The sequence below is a fragment of the Sodalinema sp. genome (genome assembly GCF_046483825.1).
GTDB lineage: Bacteria > Cyanobacteriota > Cyanobacteriia > Cyanobacteriales > Geitlerinemataceae > Sodalinema.
Window position 1 is genome coordinate 1 of the sequence record NZ_JAWOCL010000005.1, and the last position, 26,153, is coordinate 26,153.

Below are 26,153 nucleotides of genomic sequence, written 5' to 3' on the forward strand. Positions count from 1 at the left end.
AACCCCTTCCCTGTCGTCTTATAGGTTTCATTGGTAAGGTTAAGAGCGTAGTTCCATGCGAATCTACAGCAACCAAAACTCTGGGCAAGGTGTTGCCGTTGCTCAGTGGTCGGGTAGATTCTGTACTTGGTCGCTCTCAGCATTACCGTGAAAATAATTGGCGATAATATTATAGCATGACAATCAGTGGGATTGTCAATTTTCAGGGCATCGACCCCTTCAATTGACTTGAGGAGTCCATGTATCCCGACGCTGACCATTCTGGTACAGCGCGGGACTTATCGCCCCTCAAACTCCCCAGAAGTTAAACTAGAGACAGTTGACCGATCGCAAGGGGGTCTAAGTTCCCGCCGGTCAGCTATGATTTCGATAATCCGACCGCGACTCTCCGCGACTCTGTCTAACGACCCGTTTTTTCCCCATTATCCCGTTTTTTCCCCATTATGAAGCGTAGCAGCAGACCCAGTAGCAAAGCCAAATCCGCCCTAAATTACACCCTCCTGGCCATCATCGGTGGTGTCTTCATCCTGGGGGTGGGTATTGGAATCGCCTTTAGTTCAACCACCAACGTCAACGCCCAAAACGTCGCCTCCCGTGAATTTCTCGATCGCAGCGTTGCCAACCCCGAACTCTGCGTTCAATATGGAGCCAGTGCCATGGTGGTTGAAAGCTACGCCTACATCACCATGAACCCGTTTAACGTCTATGTGTCCCAGCCCAGTATGCACCCCGGCTGTGTCATCCGCAACACCAACTGGTCAGTCTTAGAACGCATGAACGTCGTTTCATCCAACGAAGTTCGCAATTGTCGCAACCGCCTCAACACCTTTGGCTTTATGGGAGATATCAACAACGATCCCAAAGTCCAATGTATCTATCAAAACCAAGCCGACGATAACAACTTCCTCGCCCCCCAAGGCGGCACAGGAGTCGGTAACAACGCCCCGGAATCCAACCGCTTCTAGCCAAAGGGGTGCGTTCCGGCAAGTTTTAACCGAGCAGTCCAAGTCTAACTTTGATTGATGCCGGAACGCACCCTAACCTCGATTGCGCTAGCTTGCCTCTTGCCTCTTGCCATCCCCTCTTGGGAGGGGTTTGGGGTGGGTTATGCCTCTTGCCTCTTGCCTTCCCCCAACAACAAAGGCGCACCTAAACGGCACGCCTGAGAGAGTCTATCTGGGGAATTTGAGAACCGAAACATCAGTCCAACGAGAACGGAGAGGGAGGGATTCGAACCCTCGGTACGGAGTTCACCGTACAACAGATTAGCAATCTGCCGCTTTCGACCACTCAGCCACCTCTCCAGGTGTAACAGATAAGCATCATAACATATCTGTTCGTCATTGCAAGAGATTTGAGAAAACTTTTTCCCTAGCTCCCAGATAACTCTCGCATGGCCTGGGCCACCTGTCCAGAAATAAAGGGTAACAGGGTTTCATTGCGACTTTGATCGGGTCCCTCAGTAAAGACCACCAGCAGATAGGGATTCGCGTCCGTAAGTTCAATATACGCCGCATCATGGCGCACCTGACTGGTTAACCCTGCCTTCGACCAGACCCCGGTCTCTCGGGGTAAACCATCGCCGAGAAAGCCCGTCACCTGGTTTTCAGGATCAGCCGCCAGGGCCGCCGGGTCTAGGTTGCGTTTCATCAAGGCCATCATGTGCTGGGACTGCTGCGACGATACCGCGACCCCACCGACAATACTATGGAGTAAGCGGGCCGTGGCATTGGTTGTGAGCATATTGCGGTTGTCCATCATCGTCCCAAGAAAGGCCCGTTCCCGACCATAGGCCCCATCACACCAGGTTTTATGATTGACATTAATCGTCGCCAACTCTTCCCAGCCTAGAGATTGGAAATAGCGGTTAACGATGTTGCGTTGCATTTTCCAGGTTTCAAAGGGGCCAGGGGGTAATTCTGGACCGCTGGTGGTGCCGGTGAGGACATCGACCACAAGGCTGGTGGCATCGTTGCTGGAGTCGACAATGCTATCGCGAATCGCCCGTTCCAGTTCCGGCGAGGGTTCAATCATGCCGGTCTCTAGCCATTCGTAAACGGCCACCAGGTAGAATAACTTGACGACACTGGCCGGATAAATCCGTTCAACCCCCCGATAGTGGACCCCTCGGGGTTGATACTTCCAAAATTCATCGGAACTGAGGGCACCCCCGGTGTTGACCGCAATGGGAGGGTCATAGGGAATCCAGGTGAGGGCGAGTTGGTTTTTGGGGAGTTGGGGAAAGGCCTGCCAAATTGCCTCTAAAATGCGATCGCCGACTTGTTCGAGTTGTTCGTCTTTTCTGAAAAACGTCATGGTGGAGTTCACTAATGCCTACAGGAGCGATCGAGTTGCCTGAATCCGGGGAATATCGTAGTTTAGCCCCGCTCAATCTTTATGATTCCCCCCAATGCGATCGCCTGGCAACCCAGGCCGCAACAGGGCGACATCTGCGAATTGTATCACTGCCCCTGGGCGACAAGGGGGCGGTGCGGGTGCGCCTGTGTGAAGATGACTATCCCGGTTGGCTAACCTCCGAAGCGGTAGCCCAACTCGAACCCACCACGCCCTATATGCCCGTGCGTTTCTCAGAAATGGAAATTCGCGATGTCATCCCCCAGGTCATTGAATTTACCCATCAGGCGATGGCTGAGTCCGACTATTACCTCTGGGGGGGAACCCTTGGCCCCAATTATGACTGTTCGGGGCTGATGCAAGCGGCGTTTGCGTCCGTAGGCGTGTGGCTTCCCCGAGATGCCTATCAGCAAGAAGCCTTCACCCTCCCCATTGCCACCGATGTCATGCAGCCGGGAGATTTGGTCTTTTTTGGCACTCCTCTCAAAGCCACCCATGTGGGGTTATATCTCGGAGATGACCAGTATATCCATAGTTCCGGTCGAGAACTCGGTCATAATGGCATTGCGATTGATCGTCTCCGGGAAGGGGGCGGCCAAGTCAGTCGCAACTATCGACGCATTCTGCGAGGGGCCGGCCGGGTTAGCCGCAGTTATCAACCCGGAGATTTGTTGAATTTGCAACCAGACTAAGGCTCCCAAAGTCCCTACAATAAGTGGAGGATCATCCCCTCAACTGACCTTAACCATGCACGTTACTTTTCAAATCCTGCGTCAAAGCCGCGACAACGCCCCCCGCTTGGAAACCTATCAACTCCATGTTGACCCGAGTGAGACCATTCTCACCTGTCTCGATCGCATCAAATGGGAACAAGATGGCACCCTCGGCTATCGTAAAAACTGCCGTAACACCATCTGCGGCAGTTGTTCGATGCGAATTAACGGCCGGTCGACTCTCGCCTGTAAAGAAAACGTCGGTGCGGAATTAGCCCGGCTGCGGCAGATTCACGGGCTATCCGATGAGGAGATCCCACCAATGACCATTGCCCCAATGGGCAATATGCCGGTGATTAAGGATTTAGTGGTGGATATGCGGAAATTCTGGGATAACCTCGATGCCGTCGATCCCTATGTGAGTACCCAGGCCCGTCAGATTCCCGAACGGGAGTTTTCCCAATCCCCCCAGGAACGGGAAAAACTGAGTCATAGTGGCAACTGTATCCTGTGCGGGGCCTGTTACTCCGAATGTAACGCCGTGGAGGTGAACCCCGATTTCGTTGGTCCCCACGCCCTAGCGAAAGCCCAGCGGATGGTGGATGATAGCCGCGACGATCGCACTGAAACCCGCATCGCTCAATATGAACAGGGAACCGATGGGGTTTGGGGCTGTACCCGCTGTTATTACTGTAATTCAGTCTGCCCGATGGAGGTCGCCCCCCTCGATCGCATTGGTGAAGTCAAACAAGCGATTCTCTCCCGCCGCGATGGGAACGCCAGTCGGGCCGTACGTCACCGCAAAACGCTCGTGGAGTTGGTTCGTGATGGAGGCTGGGTAGATGAACGTAAGTTTGGCGTGCAAGTGGTGGGCAATTACTTCCGGGATTTGCGCGGTTTGTTGAGTTTAGCGCCTCTGGGGTTACGGATGTTGGTTTGTGGCAAGTTTCCCCTGAGTTTTGAGAAGTCGGAGGGAACCGAGGAGGTGCGATCGCTGATTGATTCGGTGCGAGAGTTAGAAGCCCAGAATCGTTAGAGAATCGGGAACACCGGAACTGGGAATGGGATTGATCCTGACTAGGGGCGAACAATTGCCCCTACCCGGCCTCTAACGCTCGCCGGAGATGTCCACCAGCCGCCTCTAAGCGCGATCGTCCCTCAATCACACTTAAACCCGACCAATGCACCAACAACGCCAGTTTAACCCGTTGGTCACAGCGGTCCAATAACGACTCCGCCTCGGGCCGGGATAACTCCGTTAAATCCACAAGGGTACGAATCGCGCGATCGCGTAACTTCTGATTCGTCACCGACACATCCACCATGCGATTCCCATAGACTTTCCCCAATTTCACCATGACACTGGTCGAAAGGATATTCAGCACTAACTTCGTCACCGTACCCGCCTTCAAGCGAGTCGAACCCGCTAACACCTCTGGCCCCACCAAGAGGCGAATATCGAGATCCGCCTGACTGGGAACTTGGCGAACGGGAACACAGGCCATAAAGACCGTGGTGGCCCCTTGCTGGCGGGCCTCGGCGATCGCCCCTTGCACATAGGGCGTTGTTCCCCCGGCGGAAATCCCCACCACCACATCCTTATCTGTAACCTCCCGTTCCCTCATCGCCAACGCCCCATCTTCAGCGCGATCCTCTAGGGCTTCAGAACTGCGAACCAGAGCCGCCTCACCCCCCGCTAAAACGCCCTGTACCAGCTCCGGAGGAGTGCAGAAGGTGGGCGGACATTCTGCCGCGTCAAGTACCCCTAAACGCCCGCTCGTGCCTGCCCCAACGTACAATAAGCGCCCCCCTTGGGCCAGAGCCTCCGCCGTGCGATCGATGGCTTGGGCGATCGCCTCCCGAGACGCCGTAATCGCCTCGAAAACACGGGCATCTTCCCGAACAAACAAATCCACCAACTCCAAAGCACTCAAGCGATCCAACGCCTCAGAATTGGGGTTACTCTGTTCCGTCAACAAATGGCCGCGACTCTCCAATGGTCCGAACTCCTTCACAACAACCCCTCTAAGCGGCGACGAATATCATCTAACTGGGCCGTCGGTACATCTTCTTCCCGAGGCGGTTGATTGGGCTGTTGCTGTTCCCGTTCCCAGTCGGTATCCTCTAAATTGGTTTCCGGCGGCGACAGAAAAATGCGTTCCTCGGGGGATTCCGGCACAAAGCCCTCGGGGATTAACTTAGCCTCATATTGGCAACTGTTACAAAATTCCTCAATTTCCTCCGAATCAAAGGCTTCCGCCGTCGGAACATGAAAATCTTGGGCTTCTAACAACATGGCATACCGTTCTGCATCATCTTGAGACTCAAACATCATCACGATGTTGCGTTCACCCCCTTGAGGCGTTCCTAAGCGAATGGTGTGAATGCCCTCGTTTTCCTGACGGGCATTAAACAGCAACACATAAACCTTCATAACAAACCCTCCACATTCACTCCACGATTAAACCGAGGACTCCATCAGATCCCCTGAGACCGATGGCCCTACTCTCCCCTAATTTACCCTGAAAGCGATCGCCCCCCAATCTGTCCCGCCCCCGCTGTCAGTCCCTAAAGTTTCCCGCTAGGATATCCTGTACCGTCCCCTGCTGCCTACCTATGACCGAGTTTCCGACTACGCCACCGAGTGAACCACAACCCCCTCGTCAGCCCCGGCGACGGGTTCTGTGGGCCATCGCCATCCTTATTCTCACTCTCGTGGCCGGGGGAAGCCTCTGGGCCTGGCGATTTGTCCAGGTTCAACTCGCCCCCCTGCTATCGCAAGAACTCGGTAAACTCCTTGAACGCCCCATTGAAGTCGGTGAGTTAGAAGGGGTTTCTCTCGGTCATGTTCGCTTCGGAGACTCCCGCGTTCTCCCCAGTGACAGCCAACCCAGTGAAGCCGAGATTGAGGCGGTTCATGTGCGGTTTAATCTCTTCTCCCTTCTCTGGAGTCAAACCCTACCCCTCGATATTCGTCTCGAAGAGGTGGACGTCACCATTCCTCAACTCGACGATGGGAATTGGGCCACCACCGACATTCGCCCGGCTGGGGAACCGGGATTCATTCAAATTCAACTGGACCGAATTGAAATTGATGGGGGACGGCTGACGGTTGAACCGCAGCCGAAACCCGAGTTTCAGTCTCCAGAACCCGAAACAGAATCTGAGACAGAACCTGAGACAGAATCTGAGACAAAACCCGAAATTATCCCTCCCGAAGCCATCACCCTGCGTCGGTTCAGTGGAGAAGCTGAATTTAGCCCCGACGGCGATCGCATCAACTTCAACGCCACCGGCTATCACAACACAACCGGACGACTCAACGCCCAGGGAGAGTTCAGCAATCCCGACGAAGCCGTGAACCTGAATCTCTCGGCCCAATTCCTGCAAGGCGAGGTGATTTCCCCCTGGATTCCGGCCCCGCTGATGTTAGATGGGGGGGAAATTTTCGGTAACATCTCCATGCAACTGGCGACTGGTGGCCAAGAGGCCCCCCTGAACCTGCAAGGAAACCTACGCTTTGAAGACCTAGACTTACAACTCGGCGGCGTTCCTCAGCCAATTCTCGACGGTTCCGGACAAATTCGCCTACAAAACAATCTCATTGGCTTTGAGAACATCTCCGCCAGCTACGGAGAGTCAATCCCCATGACCATTCCCCAGGGATTGATGCACCTCGAACAGGGTTATGAAATCCCGATTGTTGTTCCTCCCACCGATTGGCAAACCATCAGCGATACCCTGGACTTAGAGTTTCCCGTGGACATTACCGGGGAATTGGAAGCCGTCTTACAAGTGATTGGCCCCATTGACAATCCCCGCTTGGTGGGCGAAGCTCGCAATACCGATGTGGTGATTGTCGATCGCCTGCCCTTTAGCGAAGTTCAAGCCCGATTTGGCCTGCTAACAGAAACTTCAGAATTTCTCATCGAACAACTCACCGCCACCCCCGCCGAGGGAGGCGGTGACGTTCAAGCCGCCGCGAGAGTGGAATTGCCTGAAACAGAGGAAACCGCCCCAACCGTAGAAGCCGAGTTTATTGTCCGCAACGCCTCGGCTGATGCGATCGCCCGTCGCTATGACCTGCCCACTACCGGGGTCATTGGCAATTTCAACGCCCGAGGAACCTTGGAAACCGCCGGGGAAGAAACCTTAATCCGGCTGCCGATTATCGAAATTGCCGGTGGCCAAGCTCAAGGGGGCGTTTTGTTAGAGGATGACACCTGGCGGTTAGAATTGGCCACCCAAGCTGTCTCTCTGGCCAGCATTGTTCCCCAAGATATCGGTCAAAGCTACGGCGTTGGCGGCTTTAGCGGTCAACTGGCCCTAGGAGGCGAGATTGGCGTCACCGACTTAGCCCAACTCGAAGCCATAGCCCAGGGACAATTGCAACTGCTGGGTTCCGCCATTCCCGTTCAGGCGGCGTTACAGAATGGCAACTGGGAAACCGTTTTCACCGCTGAAAACCTGACGCCACCGAGTGAAATCTTGCCCCAGCCGTTAGCGGACTTGCCTTTGGGGGCAATCTCGGGCAGTCTGCAAGTTGCGGGAACTGTCGCCGATTTAGAATCGTTCAATCTTGCCAATCTCACGGGTCGAACCTCGTTAACCACCCGCATTGCGGAGAGTCCACTGCGTCTCGATGCTGGACTGAGTGAGGGCGTTTGGCAAGCCCAACTGATCACCGAAGGACTCCCCCTATCGCCCTTCATTGACGTTCCGCCCGAGGTTCGTCTGGGAACCTTTGCTGGCCAGGCCGCCTTAGCCGGAGATGTGGCCAGCTTAGATACGCTCAATCTGCAAACCCTGGAAGCGGAGATTCAGGGAGAACTGACGGTGAATCGTGGTCAGGTGGAGATTACCAGTCAAATTGCCCAGGGTCAAATGCAGGGAGAGGCGATCGCCCAAAATGTCGATATCACCTCTTTTATCCCCAATGCTGATCTCACCCCAAGTCTGTTGAGTGGTCGGGGTCAGTTCCGCGTTCCCCTGGCGAATCCTTCTCCAGAAACTCTGATGGCCCAAGGTCAAATTGGGGTGGTTTTAGCCGAGGGAGGTTTGACCGGGAATTTCCAATTAAACGAGGGAACCTGGCTAATCGATGCTGAACAACTGCAAATTCCCCTCATGCCCTTCGTGGACTCTCCTGTGGCCCTGTCGCCGTTGGTGAAAGTGGGTGACATTGCCCGCCTGACGGGATCGGTGAGTGATCTACGTCCCCAAGCCATGTCAGGACAGTTACAGGTGGGCTTCCAATTGGGAACGGTTGCTGTCAAGGAGAACAACCCGGAAGACCTGGGCGGGGTTTTGATGGATATTACCTTAGGTGATGGCGGTTGGCAGGTGTTGGCCCAATTGCAAAATGCCGATTTACAGGAATTGGTTCCGGGTTTGCCCCAACTCCCGGGCCAAACGGCGGCCCTGGATGTGGCGGGACGCTTGGATGGGGCGATCGCCGTCACGGGAGGTTGGCAGGAGTTTACCCCCATCAACATCGCCATTCAAGAGGGGGCCATGCAGGTGAGTGGGTTCCAAGTGGGCGATCGCCGCTATGACCCCATTATCGGCGGTCCCATCACCGCTGACAAAGAAGGGGTCTTGGTACAACTGGCTGGACAAAGCCAAACTGACCCCAGTCGCCCTCGGGATGGTCTCTCTCTGCGTCTAACTCCCGAGTTGTCCCCCCAAGCCTTTGCCCTACAACTGGGGAATACGGTCGCTAGAGGCTTGCTGGAGAACAAACTCTGGGACATTGACCTGGAAAACTTCCCCCTGGCCATGTTGAACCTCGAACCCGTTGGCGATCGCGGCCGTCTCAGTGGCGATCTCACGGCCACCGTAACCGCTGATCCCAGTGGTTCCCTTGTCTCGGGGGCCTTAGGTGTCCGTGACCCCAGTTTAGGCCTCACCCAAGCTGATGCCCTACAAGGGGAATTTGTCTGGGCCAACCAGGTTCTACAACTCGACGAAGTGGAACTGCAACAAGGCGAGAGTCGCTATGGCTTTGATGGCAGCATCACGGCTACAGAAGACCCCCAATTTGCCGGGGCCTTAAAAATTTATCAAGGGGATATCCAACAAATTCTCGAAGTCCTCCGCTGGTTTGACCTCGAAGATGTGCAACGGGGGTTTGAACCAGTTGATTACGCCGACGCAGAGGTTCTCAACCCCGTCGGGGTCGGGAGTCCTGAGGCTAGCCTGATTCGGCAATTGCAACGATTGGTCGAAATCGAGGTTCTCTTACAACAGCAACAACAGGCCCGAGAGGAGGCTTCTCCCCTACCGGAGTTGGCCCTGTTGCAAGGACAGTTTTCAGGGGACATCAATCTCGCTGGATCTTTGAGTCAGGGCATTGATTTTGATTTCAACTTGGGGGGAGAGGCTTGGCAATGGGATGATTATCAAATTCATACGATTGCCACTCAGGGCGATTTTGTTGAGGGTGTTTGGGATATTCAAAACTTTAATCTCGATGCGACTCTTGATCCCTCCCAGGAGACGCAACTGACCTTCAACGGCATTCTCGGGGCACCGGAACAGTCGGGACAGTTTCTCCTCACAGGACTCCCCATGTCCGTCATCTCGGACTTTATTGAGTTTCCTGACGGGGTGCGACTCGGTGGCAGTGTTGATGCCCAGGCCACCCTCTCAGGACGGTTGGAAAATCCGGCGGCCCGGGGCGAAATTCGCTGGAACAACGGCCAAATTAACCAACAGTCGCTGACTCAGGCCCAGGGCGGGTTTGCCTTGGCCGATGGTCGCCTCAATTTTGGGGCGGCGGCCATGCTACGAGAGGATGCTGATCCGATTCGGCTACGGGCCACTTTACCGCTGCTGTTTCCTGGCTCTACTGTGCGCCCAGACAGCAATGAGTTTGAAATTGCCGTCAATGCTCAAAATGAGGGATTAGAGGTGTTGACGGCGCTCACAGACGGGGCTTTGGAATGGTTAGGCGGGGAGGGTTCCCTGGAGTTGGCGATCGCCGGGGAACAGGTTGGCATGGGCTTTAATTATCTGCCCTTGGCCACTCGCGGCCGGGCCGAGTTTCGCGATGCTGAGTTTAATTCACCGCAACTCCCGGAACCGTTGACTCAGGTGAATGGGACGCTGGAATTTCTCGATGATACTGTAGTGGTGTCTGAATTGACGGGACAGTTTCGTCAAGGATCGGTTCGGGCGGCGGGAGAGTTACCGGTGTTTTCCCCCTTAGCGGTGGAGACCCCCTTGCAGGTCACCTTTGATCAGGTGGAGTTAGAACTCGAAGATCTCTATCAGGGTCGCATTGATGGGACGGTTGAGGTCACGAATTCGGCGTTGTTTCCCAATTTGGGGGGACAGTTACTGTTAACTCGGGGACAGGTGTTTATTGCCCAGGATGAGACTGGGACGGGAGGACAGACGGTTGATTTGGAAACGCCACCGATTATTAGTTATGACAATTTACTGTTGGAGTTAGGGCGTGGAGTCCAGATTATTAGTTTTCCAGTGCTGAATTTTGTGGCTGACGGTAAGTTGTTGGTCAATGGCCCGTTTGAAAGTCCGGAACCGAATGGGACAATTTTTTTACGGGATGGACAGGTGAATTTGTTTACTACGACGTTTACGTTGACCCGAGGTGAGAATACGGCGACCTTTGATCCTCAGTTTGGTCTCGATCCAATTTTGGATGTCCGCTTGCGGGCGGCGGTTCAGGAGACGACACGACCTCGGATTATCTCGCCGGTGGGGTTTGACCGTTTGGGAACGGGGACGGAGATTGTTGACCCCTCCATTGAACGCGGCGGGGTGGAAACGGTACGAATTGAGGCCGAGGCCCAGGGATTGGCGAGTCGCTTGTTTGAAGGCTTCGCCACTGGAGAGGTCGCGGCCCAAACGGCCTTGGAGTTGAGTAGTTCGCCGGCGCGATCGCAGACGGAAATTCTCTCGCTGATTGGCGGCGGGGCGTTGGGAACCCTCGGCCAGCAGGACCCCTCGTTGGTGGTCGCTAGTTCGGCGGTCTTAACTCAGATACAATCGATCGTGGGCCGGGCTTTGGGCTATCGTGATTTTCGCTTGTTCCCAGCCGTCGATCCGAGAACCTCGGTGTTGGGGTTGGGGGCTGAGGTGGGGGTGAACCTCACGGATGATTTCTCGGCTTCGATTCTGACGATTCTCGATCGCGATGATTCCACTCGCTTTAGTGTTCGCTATCGGATTGATGATAATTGGGTGATTCGAGGATCGACGGATTTTGATGATGATAATCGTGGGGCGGTAGAGTTTCAGATGCGGTTTTGAGGGGAAAGGCAAAAGGCAAAAGGCATGCATGCAAAAGGCAAAAGGCAAAAGGCAAAAGGCAAAAGGCAAAAGGCATGCCTCTTGCATGCATGCAAGAGGTAATCTAGCCAGCCAGTGAGTAAGAAACAGGAGAGATGAGGATGGAGAGACAGTTGAGAATTGCGGCGGTGGGGGATGTTCATGATCAGTGGGATGAACGGGATAACGCCATTTTGCAGGACTGGAATTTGGATTTAGTCCTGTTTGTTGGGGATTTTGGCAATGAGTCGTTGACCGTTGTTGAGTGTATTTCCCGGTTGTCCTTGCCCAAAGCCGTTATTCTGGGAAATCATGATGCTTGGTATACGGCGACGCCTTGGGGACGCAAGAAATGTCCCTATGACCGCCAGCAAGAAGACCGCGTTCAACGCCAATTCGAGATGTTGGGGGGCGATCGCGTTGGCTATCGGGTCCGGGATTATCCCCAGTTGGGAGTTTCGGTGGTGGGGGGTCGCCCCTTTAGCTGGGGGGGGAGTCGTTGGAATATGCAGGAGTTTTATCAAAGTCGGTTTGGTGTGGGGAGTTTGCAGGAGTCGGGCGATCGCATCAGCCAGGCCATGAACGCCGCCACCGAACCCATCCGCATTGTCTTGGCCCACAATGGTCCTTTTGGCTTGGGAGAGACGGCGGAATCCCCCTGTGGTCGGGATTGGAAGCCCATTGGCCAGGATCATGGTGACCCAGACTTAACCCACGCCATTCAGGCCAGTCAGGAGGCGGGACAGCCGCCGCTATTAGTGGTTTTCGGACATATGCACCACCGGCTACGCCATACGAAACAGCGACTTCGCCAACCCTTCGCTCAGGATGACTGGGGTACGATCTATCTCAATGTGGCTTCGGTTCCTCGATGGGTTGGGGAAGGAACCCAGCAACGTCGCAATTTTACGCTGATTACCCTCGATGGCCCCCAGGTGACGGCGGCGGATTTAGTCTGGACGGATCATGAGGGCAAGATCGATCGCCGTTTGTCCTATTTCCCCAAACCTGAAATGGCCACACAATTGTCCCTTGATGGATGAGTGTTCTATGAATACTTTGACCCCAATGTTTATCGGGTCTTCAGGAAATCGGGTGTCATACCATTTTTGGCAATGCTTGCTATAGCGATCTGAAGATTGGCTTAGGACACTCTGAGTTGGCAGAGAATCACCGACCTCTCGCCTCTTACCTCTTGCCTATTTTCTGTACGATTTAGACCAACTTTTGCTATATAAATTGTCTTGATTTCCCTAAACCCTGAAGACCCTTTTTATCAGTTTAGCCGATTGTTTATGGGGCCGGGTTAATGTTTCCCATATTGCTGGGCGAAATGTTCCCGGAGGAGTCCATGCACAAAGTGATAGCCGCCGCCAACTCGTTGCAAAAAACCTCGCTCGGTACAGTACCGTAAGAACTTACTATAATTCCAAGGGCTATAGCCGAATAGCCATAAAGTTACACGAAGGGCAAAATGAGAAATAACGCTATTTAATCCTCCCGCAAACGCCCCAAATAAAAATCCTAATACAATTCCCTCTCGAATCAGTCTCCAGAGTCCAACTGGCTCGTTTAAATAATGAATTGATAAGGGAATTAAGAAGCCAACAGGAACAAACATAAAACCAAAAATAAAGGAGTTAACTAAAGAGCGGTAAATGCCTTGGTTATCTTCTTTTTTTGTGTCAATTTCTCCCCCGACCAAGGCTTCTACTAAGCCCCCAATTACCCCGACGACGGTTCCAAAGACCTGGCCAATCACAATTCCACCCAAGACACCAATCCAAAGTCCACCAAAGCGTTCGCCAATGAGACCGCCGGTTATTCCTCCCATTAAACCCACCACCCAACCGAGAAATAAACTTTTGGTAATAATTCTTGAGAGTTGCTTGGAGGCAAGTTTCCTGGAAAATCGAATCGTCTCAACGGTTTTTATTTCTCGAATCAGCCCCCCCACTAAACCCACTATTAAACCGACAGCAAGTCCTCCTAAAAGTCCTCTTAATAGCCCGTCAATAACCCCATAGATGAGGCTAAATACTAAGCCAACGACGATTCCCAAAACGAGACCCACCACTAACCCATAGACAAGCTTATAGGGGCGTTTTAATAAGAAATAGGGTTGTAGTTTTTCAATGAAAAATTCAGTTTGATTCTCTTCTATCAGTCGAGAAGCAAGCCAGCCAAGCCAGTGTTTGGTTTGTTCATCGTCTTGATAGGGTTTCTGGCCATGGCGGGTTGCGGCTAAGTTTGCACCGCCGAGATAGCGCCGTTGTAGTCGAGTTTGGATATAGGCTTCAAAGAGGACTTCTCGTCGCTGTGTTGGGCTAACGGACTGTTTCCAGATTTCTGGGGGTAAGTTGTCACTCGCTAAGACTAAAATGGTTAAAAATAAGGGGGAGCGAGCTAAGCCATGTTCGGGATTCATGATGTCACTATCATGGCGAATGGCTTGCCAAAGCCAGTCACATTTGGCTTGTTGTAAGTAGGCTTGAATTTGGCTGTCGCTGAGGGGTTGAAGAATCAAAGCGCCGTTTAAGCCTAAATGTTGGTTATAGAGTTGGTATTCTTCGAGGCGACAACAGACGACTAAGGGCATCCCACTCCAATCGGGAAGAAACTGATTGAGGGACTCAATACAGGTTTCTTGACATTGAGACATCAGTTCATCAAGACCATCGAGGAGTGGCAGAATACGCCCGCGATCTAGCCATTTGCGGGCGATGTCTTGACGGATTCCATATTTGAGTTTTAGGTCTAGGATAATCCAACTACGGATATCTTTGAAGTTGCTATTCCAAGCCGAGAGGTTAAGCAGAACGGGAACGGGATCTGTGGCGGTTTTTTCGGCCCGTTCCACGAGGGTTTGAGCGAGTTGCAGAAGAACGGTGGTTTTCCCGGAACCGGGAGAGCCAAGGATGAGTAAGCGTCCGCCAATGTCGGGGCGATCGAAGGTGTCAATAATCTGGTTATTTTGGCAAACTTGTTGATGGGGAGCATGGCCTAATTTAACATCAACAGACCAGGGGGCGATCACTTGGCTGGGATCTTCGGCTTTGTCGAGTTCTAGGTACACTCGATGGTGGAGCGATCGCGAAAACCGACCTGCGACCTCATTTTTGACGGCTTTGAGTAATTTGGCTTCACTCGCATCCCGTGAGGTGCTAGTTGGGTTCCCAAAATTCTGCACCATTTGGGAAATGTTAACCTGAGCCGCATCGTTGGGATTAATCCCCTGTTGTTGATAATCGCCCCCCATTGTCCTCCTAGCTAAAGTTTTGTTGAATTGTCTCGTTGAAGTTAGCCGTTCCTTGATCGTTAATCACAATCCCCTGCTGTTTACGCTGGTCAATTTTGATTTCCATCGGGGGGAATTGTCGTTCTACTTCTTCAACAACTCCCGCGAGTTGCGGGTCTTGGACTTCTTCTTGAACCATCTCTGCAACCAGTTGCGGGTTGTCAAAGGGGTTTTCATGGTTGGGAAAGCGTGATTGGAGTCGCTCCCCTAATAGGCTGACACCATTTTGTAGGGTGGTGGATAAACTCGATGCGGCTGATTTCATGGGAGGTAGGGCGATTTCTAGCATCTCTTTGGAGACCATCTGACCGGTGTTTTCAGCGGCTTTGGTCAACATCACGGATGCAATTCCCGCTAAGCCTAATTCCAGAGGACCCATTAACGACTTCTCCTATTTCTAATTGACCAGTCCTATCTAACATATTCTGACCACAGACAACAAGATCGGGGTGAGGGGTCTTACACTACATTTTAGATGTCTGATCTCAATCGAACGCCCATCGTCTGGGGTCTTAGATCTAGTTTATCTCGACTGAATTGTCAACTGATGTTTTGTGAAGATATTTAGCTCGAATGATGATCGAACAAGGCTTTTGGAAGGAGATTTGATGGATGGGCTGGGCTAGGGACTTGATGAGTAAGACCCCTCATGGGGATCTTCAAGATTCGAGTTCATACGAGATCCTAACCGTCGAGTCGGGTCTCAGATTTTATTTTTTGACTGTTATTAAGTGATGTTTGTGGCCATTTCCCGAGTTTGGATTCATTTGAGCTAGGTTGGGCTGGGTGTCTGGGGGGTAAGGGAAGCGAGGAGTGGTGATGCGGCGTCGCGACTGTCACAGAGTGCAACGAAATTTAGGTAAATTTCCGGAGATACTGTAGAGAGTTAGTTTAGGGAAACCCGACAAAATTCACCTTATAAATTCTACGATTATGACTCGTACCTCTTCTCGATCCAGCGCGCTTCCGCTTCAGGAACAGGCGAATCTCAAAACTTCTCTTGATTACGGCTCGGTCGGCTCTGTGACGGAGGTTTGGTCGGTGGCCAGCGATCGCTTCGGAAACCTCACGGCCTTAGATGACCCCCATAGCCAACCGGCGGTGAAACTCTCCTATCGGGACCTTTGGCAAGATATTCAGCGGTTCGCCACCGCCTTACAGAGTCTTGGTTTGACCTCTGAGGATGATTTCCCGCCGCGAGTGGTGCTGTTTTCGGAAAACAGTCCCCGCTGGTTCATTGCAGACCAAGGGATTATCGCCGCCGGGGCCGCCAATGCGGTGCGATCGAGTCAAGCCGATCGCGATGAACTCCTCTATATTGCTCAACATAGCCAAAGTCAGGGTCTCGTCCTGGAAAACCTCGCCACCTTCGAAAAACTACAATCGGCGACTGATGAGGGGTTACGTCTGGCTGATACTCTCTCCTGGGTGGTGTTACTCTCGGAGGAAACGCCACCTGAGGAGAGTTCCTTGCGGATGCTCAACTTCAGTCAGTTTATGGCCTTAGGCGATGCGGCCCGGTTTAAACTTCCCAAGAGCGATCGCAACACCCTGGCCACCCTCATCTACACCTCAGGAACCACGGGTCGTCCCAAAGGCGCGATGTTGACCCATGGCAACCTCCTACATCAGATTAATGCCTTCCGTCATGTCTTCGTCCCCCAAGCCGGCGATCGCGCCCTCAGCATCCTCCCCAGTTGGCACGTGTACGAGCGTACCTGTGAATACTATCTCCTCTCCCAAGGCTGCGCCCAACTCTATACCAGTCTGCGCTACTTCAAAAACGACCTCAAAGAACACCAACCCCAAATCATGATCGGCGTTCCCCGTCTCTGGGAATCCATCTATGAAGGGGTACAAAAGAGCTTCCGCGACCAACCGGCCAATAAACAAAAACTGGTCAACTTCTTCATTGGCGTCAGTCGTCGTCATCTCCAGGCCCAACATATCCGAGATAGTCTAACCCTTGATGGCACTCCTCCCTCATCTCTCAATCGATGGACTGCTCGTTTGCAGGCCCTGGCCCTGACTCCCCTCCATCGTTTGGGTCATAAATTAGTCTATGGCAAAGTTCAGGCCGCAACCGGCGGAAAAATCAAGTTTCTCATTAGCGGTGGTGGGTCTTTGGCGCAACATATTGATGAGTTCTTCGCCATTATCGGTATTAAGCTCTTGGTGGGCTATGGCCTGACAGAAACCGCCCCTGTTTTAACGGTGCGTCGTGCTTGGTCTAATTTACAGGGGTCGGCGGGACTTCCTCTGGTGGACACGGAAATTCGCATTGTCGATCCTGAAAAGGGGTATTTACTGCCGCAGGGGGAACGGGGATTGGTCCTCGGCCGCGGTCCTCAGGTCATGGACGGCTATTTTAATAACCCCGAGGCCACTCAGATGGCCATTGACAGCGATGGCTGGTTTAATACCGGCGATTTAGGCTGTTTACTACCGGGTGGCCACCTACGTTTGACGGGACGGGCTAAGGATACGATTGTGTTGACCAATGGTGAGAACATTGAACCTCAACCGATTGAGGATGCTTGTGTTCGTAGTGCTTATATTGACCAAATTATGTTGGTCGGACAGGATCAGCGGCAACTAGGGGCGTTGATTGTACCCAATTGGGAGTCTCTGGCTCAATGGGGAACGGCTCAAGGATTGACGGTGAACAGCGAGGCGGTTCCGCCGTTGGATCTCAATCAGGAGCCGGTTCAGCAATTGTTCCGGGAGGAACTCAATCGGGAGGTGAAACATCGTCCGGGTTATCGGGCCGATGATCGCATTGGCCCGTTTTCCCTAGTGCAAGAGCCGTTCTCGACGGACAATGGCATGATGACTCAGACCTTAAAAATTAAACGGCCGGTTGTACAGGAGCGCTACCGCGATACCATTAACGAGATGTTTGGCTAGGGTCTGCGGCCAATTCCCAGACATCAATGACCTATCAAGAGAGATTCATGGAACTCGATAACTCGAAACTACTGCTCAAGCGCAATATCACCATTGTGGCGATCGTCACCCCTAAATGGAAGGAAGAGGCGCAACAACAATTACAATTGCAAATGGATCGGCTCGATAGCCAACTCCAGCAGTTGGAAATGCAGGCTCAGCAAGCGGTCTCGGAACTGAAAGCCAAAAGCACTCAACCTCTTGGCCCCCAAGCGCAACAGCAGATTGATAATTTGCAGATGCAGGTCAATCAGCGCAAGGCTCAGTTCTTGGAACAGAAAAATCAGATCTTGCAACAGTTGCAGCAAGTGCAAACGGTTGAGATGGAGCAAGAGGTGAGTCAGGGTCAAATTGAAAATTTATTCTATGTGGGTAAAGGCGACAATTTGGTTCAAAAACTGAAAGTTGAAGTGGTGATTAAGGATGGAGAAATCATTGACATTCGGGGTGAATTGTAGTAAGCGTATTTGACAAGCACGGGTCGAGGAACCCACCCGTTAGCCTAGAGAGGTCTTTTAAGACCACGGCTAAGACCACGGCTAAGACCACGGCTGAAGGGCAACCCAGGTTGCCCTTTTTTAATGGGAGTTTTGGGGGTTTGGAGAGGTTATTGGGGAGAAAAGCGCCGTCCCAAGCCTTCGGTGAGGGAATAGCTCATGGCTTGTAACCACAGCCATAGGGAGGGATAGCGTTTTTCGGCCCAGGGTTGCGCCCAACGGCTGAAGCGGGGAATCCAACTGAGACTCCAGCCAACTAGGGCTTCTTTGGTGAAGTTGAGGTAACTCCCGGTCCAACGCAGCAGGTCCCAGGGGCCGGCGAGTTGCCAAATCCAGAGTAGGATTTCGGGATGTTGCCAGGCGGCTTTGAGGGCTAGGCGGTTGAATAGACCCCAACTGGTGCGGTCTTTGATGAAGGTTTCGGCCACTTCTCGGGGTTCGTCGGCTAGGAGGCCAAAGAAGATATTGAGCATGGCGTTGATTTTGGGCGGGGCGATGCTTTTGCCGGTGGGAACCATCATCCCTTTGGAGAAGAGCCAGGTGACGGCGACGTTGCTTTGATAGGCCCGGATGCGATCGAGATTGGTCCCATCGAGGAGATCATGGGTTAGGGCGGTATCGAGGAGTTGCGTCAGCCGTTCCATGTTGCGGACGAGGGAGCCGAAGCCGGTGAAGATGAGGGGAGACTGCAAGGAGGCGGCATCACCGATGGCGACGAGACGGTCCCAGGCGACTTTGCGATCGCGGCTACCTTGGCTAAAATGTCCGGGAATATAGCCGAAGGTGGCTTTACGCCATTGCAGTTTGTCGACGTCACAGCGGCGATATTCGGGCAGAATTTGGAAGAAATCCTCGTACATCTCTAAGAGGGAACCGGGGTTCTCGGGATGAATTTGGTGGTAGTGGAACAGATAAATGGTGACTTCTCCATTGCGGCCGGGGAAGAGTTCCCAAATCAGTTGTCGGCCTCGGGAAATGTCGCCGTGGGAGTTGAGGACATCGCCAAATTGATGGTCCCAGACTTGGGGGTCAAAGCCTCCGGAAATGGCGGCGCCGACGGTGGGACAGACGCTGTTGAAGGTGCGACCGCCGTTGAGTTGCCAGGCGATGGGGGAGGCGCTCCCCATGGCGTCGACGAGTAAGCGTCCGCAAGCCTGTTTGCTTTCACTGCTGGGGAGATGGCGAGCTTCGATGCTGGCGACGGCGGCATCAATGTCGGCGCTGACAAATTCGGTTTCATCCCAAATGACGCCCCCGGCGGCGCGGAGTTTGTCGCCGCAGATTCTCAGCAGTTGTTCGGCATCGACGGAGATGTTGAGGACTTTGGGGGTATGCAGAACGTTGGCTTGGGTTCCGGGGGGGTTGTTGGCATCGAAAAATTTGTTAAAGCCGTCGATGTATTCGCAGGCGATGACTTGTTCAAATTCTTCGGGGCTGAAGAGTCCGAGGTTGATTAGGCTTTGGAATTCATCGCGGGAGATGTTCCATTCTCGGTTCATGCGTCCGAAGGGCAACCGTTCAATGAGCAGCACGCGATAGCCTCGCCGAGCCATGACGGCGGCGTGAATGACCCCGAGGGCGCCGCCGAGATAAATTAGGTCATAGTCGGGGTCGCCGGAGTTGGCGGCGGGGGCGTTGAAGGAGACGACTTTTTTGGGGGTTTTGGGGTTGAGAACGCCCTCGCGCCAGCGTTTTTCCCACCAATAGACGCGATTGAGGTCGTATTCGCCGTTGGGAATGGTTTGAAAATGCTTGACTGTTTCTGGATAATGTGGTAGAAGTGCCTCAAATATCGACTGCTGCGAGAGGTCAATTTCGGGCAGTTGGGGATAGTGAGGGGGAAACTGACGCATCGCGTCGTGTTTTAACTGATTGACCAGTTGACGTTCGCCGGCTAGGGGACGCTCTGCCCAACGGAAGACTTTAAGATAGGTAGTTCGCTGTAGCGACCAAATGAATACTGAGAGTTCACCATCTCCGAGGGGGATGCGGAGTCCGTCGGGGGTGGCGATCGCCTCGGCTCGATTGGCGAAGGTCATGGGTTGCCAGTCCTGGTGCAGCCAATGACGGACAGCAGCGGTATCCGGTGTGGGAATTTCCCAGTAAAGAAGTTGTTTCATCAGGATTTTACTCTTGAGTAGAAGTCACTTGGGTTGCAGTCACCACAGGGAGAGTCACCCACATCACTGTCTAAAAACTGTTATTTGGGTTGTATGTGCTTAAGTATGGATTATTCTATCCCAGAGACTGTACAGGATACGATGGAGTTAGGGCGACAACCGGTCAGCCCTGAGGTCGTTGCGGCGGCGATCGCCGGCGTGGTTCGGATGACCCGTCGCCAGGGTCGCAGTTTGGAGGACTTGCTCTCGGAAGTCCTGGAGGAAGACCAATTTCTCGATGCTGAGCAACGGCATTGGCTGAGTGGGATTGTGCGTCAGGCCTGGGATGTTCTTTAGGGGATGATGGGCTTAGGGGCGGCTGATCACGAGAATTACACCTGTGATGATTAAGCCTAACCCAAGGAGGCGCAGGGGAGGGATGGCTTCGCCAAAGCCAAAATGGCCGATGAGAACGGCGATGACGTAGGCCAGGGCCGTGGCGGGACCGGCCACGCTCAGGTTGACTCGGGTCAGCAGCAAGATATAGACCATGGCCCCGGCGGCGTAACCCATCAATCCTAGCAGTAGTTCTGGGGTTGAGAGAACTCCGAGCAGGAAGGCGATCGCCCCATGGGGAGCGGTGGCCCCTAGTTTGATGGCTCCGGCTTTGAGCAAGAATTGCCCCAGAGAATTGGTTAAAATCGAGACCAGAAATAGCACAAACTCTTGTAGCGTCACAAGATCCCCCTTCATTCGCACAAAACACTAGCAGAGACCTTAACCTAAGCGATACTTATGACTCAGACAACTGCATCGCCGCAAAATCAACAGCAAAGCCAAGCCTGGTTACGGGGGCTTCTGGCCATCGCCTGGGCTGATGGTGATTTTGATACGCGAGAACAGGAGGCGATCGCCGAGATTACTCACAATAACCCTGAACTGGCTCAACAGGATAGCCGGGAGGATGGCATCTCCCCGGAGGAACTGGCCGCGGCCCTGGGGGATGATCCTCATGTGGCGGAGAACTTCCTGAGAACGGCGGTGATGGTGGCGATCGCCGATGGAATTTACACCGTTGGCGAAGATAAACTGCTACAAGAGTTCTGCCAGGCGTTAGGGAACTGTCCCGAAGCCCTGAAAAACCTACGTCACACCCTCGAAGACTTGGAAGAGGGAGAGGATCGCGTCACGCTCCCCTCCCCTGAGATGGAGGAGTATAAATCTGACGACGGCGACCACAAGGGCGATGTTCTCGCTCCTGTGCGACAATGGCTAGACCATGTGGAAGTCCATGATCCGAAGGTAGCCCGGTTTCTCTGTCGGATGATTCCCTCCAATTGTCCCTTTGAACGGGATATTAAGCTGTTTGGCAAGAAAATTGTCCATATTCCCGCCATGTGTGAGTTAAATCCCCTGTATGAGCAGTTGGTGGGGTTAAGATTTCGCGCTTTGTCCTATCTGGCGGATAAATGCGGTGAAGATGTCAGCCCCTATCTTTAAGCGGAGATAGCCGCCAATCCTGTTTTCAGACTCTTACTCCCCACTCCCCAAGGTTAATTATGCAGTTCATTGATCGCGTTGAAATTGAAGTTGAAGGCGGAACCGGTGGCGATGGCCTGGTGGCGTTCCGTCGTGAGAAGTATGTCCCGGCTGGGGGACCCGCTGGCGGCGATGGGGGCCATGGGGGGTCGGTGTATTTGTTGGCCACGGATAATCTGCAAACCCTGTTGGATTTCCGCTACGCCCATCGCTTTCGGGCTGAGGATGGTAAACGGGGGGGCAATAATAACTGTACTGGGGCTTCGGGGGGCGATCGCACCCTAGAAGTCCCCTGTGGAACCGTCGCCTATGACCTGGAAACCGGGGAAATTGTCGGCGATTTAGTCGAAGCGGGCCAAAAAGTCTGTGTCGCCGAGGGAGGAAAGGGGGGTCATGGAAACCGCCATTATCTCAGCAACCGCAACCGCGCCCCTGAAATGGCCCAGGAAGGACGACCGGGGCGCATTCGTCAATTACGCTTAGAGTTAAAATTGCTGGCGGAAGTGGGGATTATTGGTCTTCCCAACGCCGGGAAATCGACCCTAATTTCTGTCCTGTCGGCGGCCCGTCCCAAAATTGCCGATTATCCCTTTACGACTCTGGTTCCCAATTTGGGGGTTGTCCGCAAACCCACGGGAGATGGGACCGTCTTTGCCGATATTCCCGGTTTGATTGCGGGGGCTCATGAGGGATTAGGCTTAGGCCATGAGTTTTTGCGTCATATTGAACGGACGCGGGTATTGTTGCATCTGGTGGATGTGACGGCGGAGAATCCCTTGGAGGATTATCGGGTGATTCGCGAGGAGTTAGTGGCCTATGACCGGGGGTTACCCGAGCGTCCCCAGATTATCGCCTTGAGTAAATTGGATGCGTGCGATCGCACTCCCGAAGAAATTCAGGACCTCAGCCAAGCCTTACAGCCCGATTCCGACTATCCAGTATTACAGATTTCCGCCGTGGCCCAGCAAGGGTTAGATGAACTCCTAAACGCCGTTTGGGAACTCCTAGACCAACGGGAACCGGAGTTTGTGTAAGTTCAGTGCTAAGTCAAACAGAATTTGAGACATTAATCTTAGATCCTGATACCAATTTTCAAGCATTCGTGCTATCGAAAAACGGTATGACAAATCTTGGGGATAGGTCCTCACCCCCCACCAACCAACTAGGGCTATTCTTATGACCCCTGTCAACTCCTACCAAGTCATAGCCGAGACCCTGGGAGAACGGTACACCTGCTCCCCGGTAAATCGTTTTATACGCATTCGTACCCCTTACCTTTACCCTGATGGGGAAGTCATTGATCTATTTTTAAAGGAACAGAGCCAAGTCTTAACGGATTTAGGTGAAACCTTGCGCTGGCTGGATATGCAAACTCTAAGCCAAAGCCTCTCAAACCAACAAGACTTCTTTTTACAAGATATTCAATTGACCTATGGCATTGAGGTCTATCAGGGAATGCTAATCGTGCGAGTACAGGAAGATTTAGGAGATGCGGTGAATCGTCTGGTTCAAGCGGCAATCTCTGTTTCTAATTTACGATGTTTAAGTCAAAGTTGTCAGTCAGATTATCTTCATAATGAAAGTTAGTAACGATTGGATTCTAGAGAGTATCTATAAAGAAAAAATTAAGAGGTAAGGCGTTGCAGCATCAGAGCAGTCATCGCTTGGTAGACAAAGCGCCCACTCATTGCCCCTATGGGCGGGTTCCCTGGCTCAAGGCCGTCACTCCTAACGGGGAAGAGGCGTTCTATCCGTAACTCTTGCAGGGTGCGGCGGTCTACTATGTTTCTCAATATACAAGGGTGCGATAAGCTAAATCCTGTCGGAACCAGTTGTACTCGGGAGGCACTTCAACATGGCAAAGCGTAAAAAGAAAAAAGCTGCCACCATTAAAAAGTCCCGTGGCTTCGGTAAAAAAAGCCTGGGTGTCGAGCTGCACCGGGTGCAAGCCTATGCTGTTAAAGAAGATTGGCAGGGGGCTTATGAGGTTCTCCAACTCTTGGTCGAGCAGTATCCCCAGGATAAGCGGGTGTGGGAATATCTGGCGGATGTAAGCGATGAGTTGAGGGATTTGCAAAGCTACCAGAGGGCCTCTGAGAAAATTCTGGAGTTCTCTCCCAATGATGCCGATGCGCTCTATGCCTTGGGGACTATCTACATGAGCAAGGTGCATCCGCTGCTCGCGTCGCAGATGATGCAGCGGGCCTTAGCGATCGCCCCAGATCACGAATATGCCCCCCAAGCCCAGGAAGTGCTGAGCAATTTAACCCCCAAGCTCCCGGGGTTGTTAGAGGAGATGGGCTTAGACGATATCGAGGTTGCCATCCTCCATGAACGGGGGCAGGCCTGTTTAGGGCAGGGTGACTACGCCGCTGCCCGTGAAGCTGAGCTAGAGGTGATTCGGCGTCATCCAGAGTTTATATCGGCCCACAATAATTTGGCGTTGGTGAGCTGGGCAGAGGGGCAAGTCGAGGATGCGATCGCAACCAGTGAAGCCGTGCTAGACTCTCACCCTGAGAATATCCATGCCCTCTCGAACTTAGTGCACTTTCTCGTCGTCTCTGGAGATACCGAAACGGCCCAAGTCTATGGCGATCGCCTCAAAACTACCCAGGCAGAGGCCTGGGATCCCTGGACGAAACGGATCGAGGGGCTGAGCTACTTAGCCGACGACGCGGGCATCGTCGAGATTTTGGACCAGGCTGAAGCCCATGATGTTGAGACTTCTCCAGTTGGGGCGCTCTTTTTCCATCTAACGGCTGTGGCTCTCGCTCGCACGGGTGATGAAACCCGCGCCCTAAAGCAGTGGAAAAAAGCCTTGAAGCACGAACCCAACATGACCGTCAAGGACAATCTCAGTGACATTCGCCGTCCCGTGGGGGAGCGCCATGGTGCTTGGCCGTTTAGTTGGGAACAGTGGCTCTTACCCACGACCGCTAGGGATCTTTATGACACCCTTGAAGGGTTTAAAGACAACCCCGAAGGTGATAACACTAAAGTCTTGATGGGGCAACTTTTTCAGCGTCATTCCGAATTTTCAACTAAGCTACCTCGCATTATGGAGCGGGGAGGCCCCCGAGGGCAAGAATTTGGTCTGATCATGGCTGAACAGCTTCAGACCCCGGAAATCCTGGCGATTATCAAAGACTTTGCCCTGGGTCAAAATGGCAGCGATTCGATGCGCAATCGGGCCGCCTCCATCGCCACTCAAGCCGGTCTGATACCGAAAGATCGCGTCACCCTCTGGATTCAGGGCGAGTGGCGTGATGTTATGGTGGCAAGCTATGAAGTGTCCCCTGAACCTGCCATCGATCACCCAAAACCGGTGAAAAAACTTCTCAATCAAGCCGTTCGCAACCTTCGTCAGGGTGATGAAGCCGCGGCGATCGAAGCCGAAAGGTTGCTCAAGCAGGCCTTAAAACTAGAAACAAACGCGCCAGATATCTACAACAACTTGGCGATGGCCTATATCTTGCAAGGCCGCCAAGCTGAGGCGGATACCCTGATGGATGAGTCGTTCGAGCGGTTCCCTGACTATTTGTTTGCCCGTTGCGCGAAAGCCAGGCGCTATCTCGATGAGGGTGATCTTGATGCAGCAGAGGCCCTGCTCACTCCGGTCCTGTCGCGCGATCGCTTCCATACGTCTGAATTTAATGCCTTTGCTGATATCTATATATCTCTATTGGTCGAACAAGACAAACTCGATAAAGCTCGGGGTTGGTTGCAAATGTGGGACGGCATCGGTTCAGACCATCCCAGGCTACCCCATTGGAAAAAGAGACTTGCACAACCCTAGAAGCAAGTCTGGTTAGGGGCGAGTGATGCTGTCTTCTCCCCCGTTTTTTGTCCTGGCTTAATCCGCTTTTACGAACCAGACCTATGAGTGAATACCAGTACTACGAATTTCAGTCCCTCGATCGCCCCCTAACGCCCCAAGAGCAAAAAACCCTACAAGACCTCTCCAGTCGAGCGCAGGTTACTCCCCACAGGGCCACCTTTGTTTACAACTATGGTGACTTTCGCGGTGGCCCCGAGGCCCTATTGGCTAAGTATTTTGATGCGATGTTCTACATTGCCAACTGGGGAACCTGGCAGGTCATGTTTCGTTTGCCTAAAGCCCTGGTAGACCCGGAATGGTTTAAACCTTATGCGATCGAGGATGCCATCACCGTCTCTACCACCGCCGACCACCTGATTCTGAATATCGAAATTCACGAAGAAGAGGGGATGATGAATTGGATCGAGGGGGAAGGCTGGCTGCCCAAACTCTTGCCCCTGCGCGATGACCTGTTGGCGGGTGATCTGCGCTTGCTGTATCTGGCCGGGTTGCGGGTTCATATGGCCCTGATGACCTATAGTGATGACGACCCGATTGAGCCGCCCCTACCGCCCAACCTCAAGACCCTAACGC

Annotated in this window: 20 protein-coding genes, 1 tRNA gene and 1 pseudogene; 13 read left to right on the forward strand and 9 right to left on the reverse strand. The window is 53.1% G+C overall.

Annotated elements, in window-relative coordinates; all coding sequences use genetic code 11:
* Positions 1 to 143, reverse strand: a 143-nt coding sequence (locus R6U67_RS00330) for a helix-turn-helix domain-containing protein (RefSeq protein WP_410250683.1), incomplete at its 3' end; no start/stop codon positions are given.
* Positions 144 to 443: 300 nt separating this feature from the next.
* Between R6U67_RS00330 and R6U67_RS00335 the strand changes: the two genes are divergently transcribed.
* Positions 444 to 965, forward strand: coding sequence for a DUF3172 domain-containing protein (locus R6U67_RS00335; protein WP_087710899.1), 522 nt, complete (start codon positions 444 to 446; stop codon positions 963 to 965).
* A gap of 250 nt (positions 966 to 1,215) precedes the next feature.
* Here R6U67_RS00335 and R6U67_RS00340 read toward each other — a convergent pair.
* Both R6U67_RS00340 and R6U67_RS00345 read right to left on the reverse strand, forming a co-directional pair.
* Positions 1,216 to 1,304 (reverse strand) — tRNA-Ser (locus R6U67_RS00340).
* 67 nt (positions 1,305 to 1,371) lie between these two features.
* Positions 1,372 to 2,316, reverse strand: coding sequence for a serine hydrolase (locus R6U67_RS00345; RefSeq protein WP_410250693.1), 945 nt, complete (start codon positions 2,314 to 2,316; stop codon positions 1,372 to 1,374).
* Between the two features lie 14 nt (positions 2,317 to 2,330).
* On the opposite strand from R6U67_RS00345, the gene R6U67_RS00350 reads away from it, so the two are divergent.
* Together R6U67_RS00350 and R6U67_RS00355 are read left to right on the forward strand one after the other, a co-directional pair.
* Positions 2,331 to 3,047 (forward strand): NlpC/P60 family protein, encoded by a 717-nt coding sequence (locus R6U67_RS00350; RefSeq protein ID WP_410250694.1) that lies wholly within the window; start codon positions 2,331 to 2,333, stop codon positions 3,045 to 3,047.
* 55 nt (positions 3,048 to 3,102) lie between these two features.
* Positions 3,103 to 4,104: a succinate dehydrogenase/fumarate reductase iron-sulfur subunit gene (locus R6U67_RS00355; RefSeq protein WP_410250695.1), complete on the forward strand. Its 1,002-nt coding sequence runs from the start codon at positions 3,103 to 3,105 to the stop codon at positions 4,102 to 4,104.
* 61 nt (positions 4,105 to 4,165) lie between these two features.
* Here the strand turns inward: R6U67_RS00355 and murQ are convergent, their stop codons facing one another.
* Together murQ and R6U67_RS00365 are read right to left on the reverse strand one after the other, a co-directional pair.
* Positions 4,166 to 5,083, reverse strand: a complete 918-nt coding sequence (gene murQ, locus R6U67_RS00360; RefSeq protein WP_410250696.1) for an N-acetylmuramic acid 6-phosphate etherase — start codon at positions 5,081 to 5,083, stop codon at positions 4,166 to 4,168.
* On the reverse strand, positions 5,080 to 5,502 hold the full coding sequence (locus tag R6U67_RS00365; RefSeq protein ID WP_410250697.1) for a DUF3110 domain-containing protein: 423 nt from the start codon (positions 5,500 to 5,502) through the stop codon (positions 5,080 to 5,082). Before R6U67_RS00365 ends, murQ begins: the two co-directional genes overlap by 4 nt.
* Positions 5,503 to 5,684: 182 nt before the next feature.
* Here R6U67_RS00365 and R6U67_RS00370 point away from each other — a divergent pair, with 182 nt between their 5' ends.
* Together R6U67_RS00370 and R6U67_RS00375 are read left to right on the forward strand one after the other, a co-directional pair.
* Positions 5,685 to 11,345: a translocation/assembly module TamB domain-containing protein gene (locus R6U67_RS00370; protein WP_410250698.1), complete on the forward strand. Its 5,661-nt coding sequence runs from the start codon at positions 5,685 to 5,687 to the stop codon at positions 11,343 to 11,345.
* A 140-nt stretch (positions 11,346 to 11,485) separates the two neighbouring features.
* A complete protein-coding gene (locus R6U67_RS00375) occupies positions 11,486 to 12,406 on the forward strand; it encodes a TIGR04168 family protein (protein WP_410250699.1) in 921 nt (306 codons plus the stop codon).
* Between the two features lie 263 nt (positions 12,407 to 12,669).
* On the opposite strand, the gene R6U67_RS00380 is transcribed toward R6U67_RS00375, so the two are convergent.
* Together R6U67_RS00380 and R6U67_RS00385 are read right to left on the reverse strand one after the other, a co-directional pair.
* A complete protein-coding gene (locus R6U67_RS00380) occupies positions 12,670 to 14,622 on the reverse strand; it encodes an NACHT domain-containing protein (protein WP_410250700.1) in 1,953 nt (650 codons plus the stop codon).
* Between the two features lie 7 nt (positions 14,623 to 14,629).
* Positions 14,630 to 15,040, reverse strand: coding sequence for a hypothetical protein (locus tag R6U67_RS00385; protein ID WP_410250701.1), 411 nt, complete (start codon positions 15,038 to 15,040; stop codon positions 14,630 to 14,632).
* A 554-nt stretch (positions 15,041 to 15,594) separates the two neighbouring features.
* Between R6U67_RS00385 and R6U67_RS00390 the strand changes: the two genes are divergently transcribed.
* Together R6U67_RS00390 and R6U67_RS00395 are read left to right on the forward strand one after the other, a co-directional pair.
* Entirely contained in the window at positions 15,595 to 17,568 is a 1,974-nt protein-coding gene (locus tag R6U67_RS00390; protein WP_410250702.1) for an AMP-binding protein, read from the forward strand.
* Positions 17,569 to 17,615: 47 nt separating this feature from the next.
* Positions 17,616 to 18,065 (forward strand): YlqD family protein, encoded by a 450-nt coding sequence (locus R6U67_RS00395; RefSeq protein WP_170188900.1) that lies wholly within the window; start codon positions 17,616 to 17,618, stop codon positions 18,063 to 18,065.
* A 149-nt stretch (positions 18,066 to 18,214) separates the two neighbouring features.
* Here R6U67_RS00395 and R6U67_RS00400 read toward each other — a convergent pair whose 3' ends face one another.
* Entirely contained in the window at positions 18,215 to 20,224 is a 2,010-nt protein-coding gene (locus R6U67_RS00400; protein WP_410250703.1) for an NAD(P)/FAD-dependent oxidoreductase, read from the reverse strand.
* A 105-nt stretch (positions 20,225 to 20,329) separates the two neighbouring features.
* Between R6U67_RS00400 and R6U67_RS00405 the strand changes: the two genes are divergently transcribed.
* Complete coding sequence (locus R6U67_RS00405) at positions 20,330 to 20,560, forward strand: hypothetical protein (RefSeq protein ID WP_410250704.1); 231 nt, start codon at positions 20,330 to 20,332, stop codon at positions 20,558 to 20,560.
* Positions 20,561 to 20,572: 12 nt separating this feature from the next.
* Here R6U67_RS00405 and R6U67_RS00410 read toward each other — a convergent pair whose 3' ends face one another.
* Positions 20,573 to 20,956, reverse strand: a complete 384-nt coding sequence (locus tag R6U67_RS00410; RefSeq protein WP_410250706.1) for an EamA family transporter — start codon at positions 20,954 to 20,956, stop codon at positions 20,573 to 20,575.
* A 42-nt stretch (positions 20,957 to 20,998) separates the two neighbouring features.
* Between R6U67_RS00410 and R6U67_RS00415 the strand changes: the two genes are divergently transcribed.
* From R6U67_RS00415 to R6U67_RS00435, 5 genes and pseudogenes are all read left to right on the forward strand, one after another.
* Positions 20,999 to 21,703 carry a Mo-dependent nitrogenase C-terminal domain-containing protein gene (locus tag R6U67_RS00415; protein WP_410250707.1) on the forward strand — a complete coding sequence of 235 codons (705 nt, stop codon included), beginning with the start codon at positions 20,999 to 21,001 and terminating at the stop codon, positions 21,701 to 21,703.
* A 59-nt stretch (positions 21,704 to 21,762) separates the two neighbouring features.
* Positions 21,763 to 22,776, forward strand: coding sequence for a GTPase ObgE (gene obgE, locus R6U67_RS00420; RefSeq protein ID WP_410250708.1), 1,014 nt, complete (start codon positions 21,763 to 21,765; stop codon positions 22,774 to 22,776).
* Positions 22,777 to 22,918: 142 nt separating this feature from the next.
* Positions 22,919 to 23,329 (forward strand): DUF1828 domain-containing protein, encoded by a 411-nt coding sequence (locus tag R6U67_RS00425; RefSeq protein ID WP_410250709.1) that lies wholly within the window; start codon positions 22,919 to 22,921, stop codon positions 23,327 to 23,329.
* 268 nt (positions 23,330 to 23,597) lie between these two features.
* On the forward strand, positions 23,598 to 25,538 hold the full coding sequence (locus tag R6U67_RS00430) for a tetratricopeptide repeat protein (RefSeq protein WP_410250710.1): 1,941 nt from the start codon (positions 23,598 to 23,600) through the stop codon (positions 25,536 to 25,538).
* A gap of 83 nt (positions 25,539 to 25,621) precedes the next feature.
* Positions 25,622 to 26,153, forward strand: a pseudogene (locus R6U67_RS00435) (hypothetical protein); the annotation flags it as partial.

Excerpts from the sequence above, each read along its gene's own strand:
- R6U67_RS00355 (WP_410250695.1), top strand. The coding sequence starts at position 3,103 with ATGCACGTTACTTTTCAAATCCTGCGTCAAAGCCGCGACAACGCCCCC.
- R6U67_RS00425 (WP_410250709.1), top strand. The coding sequence starts at position 22,919 with ATGACCCCTGTCAACTCCTACCAAGTCATAGCCGAGACCCTGGGAGAA.
- R6U67_RS00370 (WP_410250698.1), top strand. The coding sequence starts at position 5,685 with ATGACCGAGTTTCCGACTACGCCACCGAGTGAACCACAACCCCCTCGT.
- R6U67_RS00390 (WP_410250702.1), top strand. The coding sequence starts at position 15,595 with ATGACTCGTACCTCTTCTCGATCCAGCGCGCTTCCGCTTCAGGAACAG.
- R6U67_RS00400 (WP_410250703.1), bottom strand. The coding sequence starts at position 20,224 with ATGAAACAACTTCTTTACTGGGAAATTCCCACACCGGATACCGCTGCT.
- R6U67_RS00410 (WP_410250706.1), bottom strand. The coding sequence starts at position 20,956 with ATGAAGGGGGATCTTGTGACGCTACAAGAGTTTGTGCTATTTCTGGTC.
- R6U67_RS00335 (WP_087710899.1), top strand. The coding sequence starts at position 444 with ATGAAGCGTAGCAGCAGACCCAGTAGCAAAGCCAAATCCGCCCTAAAT.
- R6U67_RS00430 (WP_410250710.1), top strand. The coding sequence starts at position 23,598 with ATGGCAAAGCGTAAAAAGAAAAAAGCTGCCACCATTAAAAAGTCCCGT.
- R6U67_RS00415 (WP_410250707.1), top strand. The coding sequence starts at position 20,999 with ATGACTCAGACAACTGCATCGCCGCAAAATCAACAGCAAAGCCAAGCC.
- R6U67_RS00385 (WP_410250701.1), bottom strand. The coding sequence starts at position 15,040 with ATGGGTCCTCTGGAATTAGGCTTAGCGGGAATTGCATCCGTGATGTTG.
- obgE (WP_410250708.1), top strand. The coding sequence starts at position 21,763 with ATGCAGTTCATTGATCGCGTTGAAATTGAAGTTGAAGGCGGAACCGGT.
- R6U67_RS00365 (WP_410250697.1), bottom strand. The coding sequence starts at position 5,502 with ATGAAGGTTTATGTGTTGCTGTTTAATGCCCGTCAGGAAAACGAGGGC.
- R6U67_RS00380 (WP_410250700.1), bottom strand. The coding sequence starts at position 14,622 with ATGGGGGGCGATTATCAACAACAGGGGATTAATCCCAACGATGCGGCT.
- R6U67_RS00405 (WP_410250704.1), top strand. The coding sequence starts at position 20,330 with ATGGATTATTCTATCCCAGAGACTGTACAGGATACGATGGAGTTAGGG.
- R6U67_RS00345 (WP_410250693.1), bottom strand. The coding sequence starts at position 2,316 with ATGACGTTTTTCAGAAAAGACGAACAACTCGAACAAGTCGGCGATCGC.
- R6U67_RS00375 (WP_410250699.1), top strand. The coding sequence starts at position 11,486 with ATGGAGAGACAGTTGAGAATTGCGGCGGTGGGGGATGTTCATGATCAG.
- R6U67_RS00395 (WP_170188900.1), top strand. The coding sequence starts at position 17,616 with ATGGAACTCGATAACTCGAAACTACTGCTCAAGCGCAATATCACCATT.
- R6U67_RS00350 (WP_410250694.1), top strand. The coding sequence starts at position 2,331 with ATGCCTACAGGAGCGATCGAGTTGCCTGAATCCGGGGAATATCGTAGT.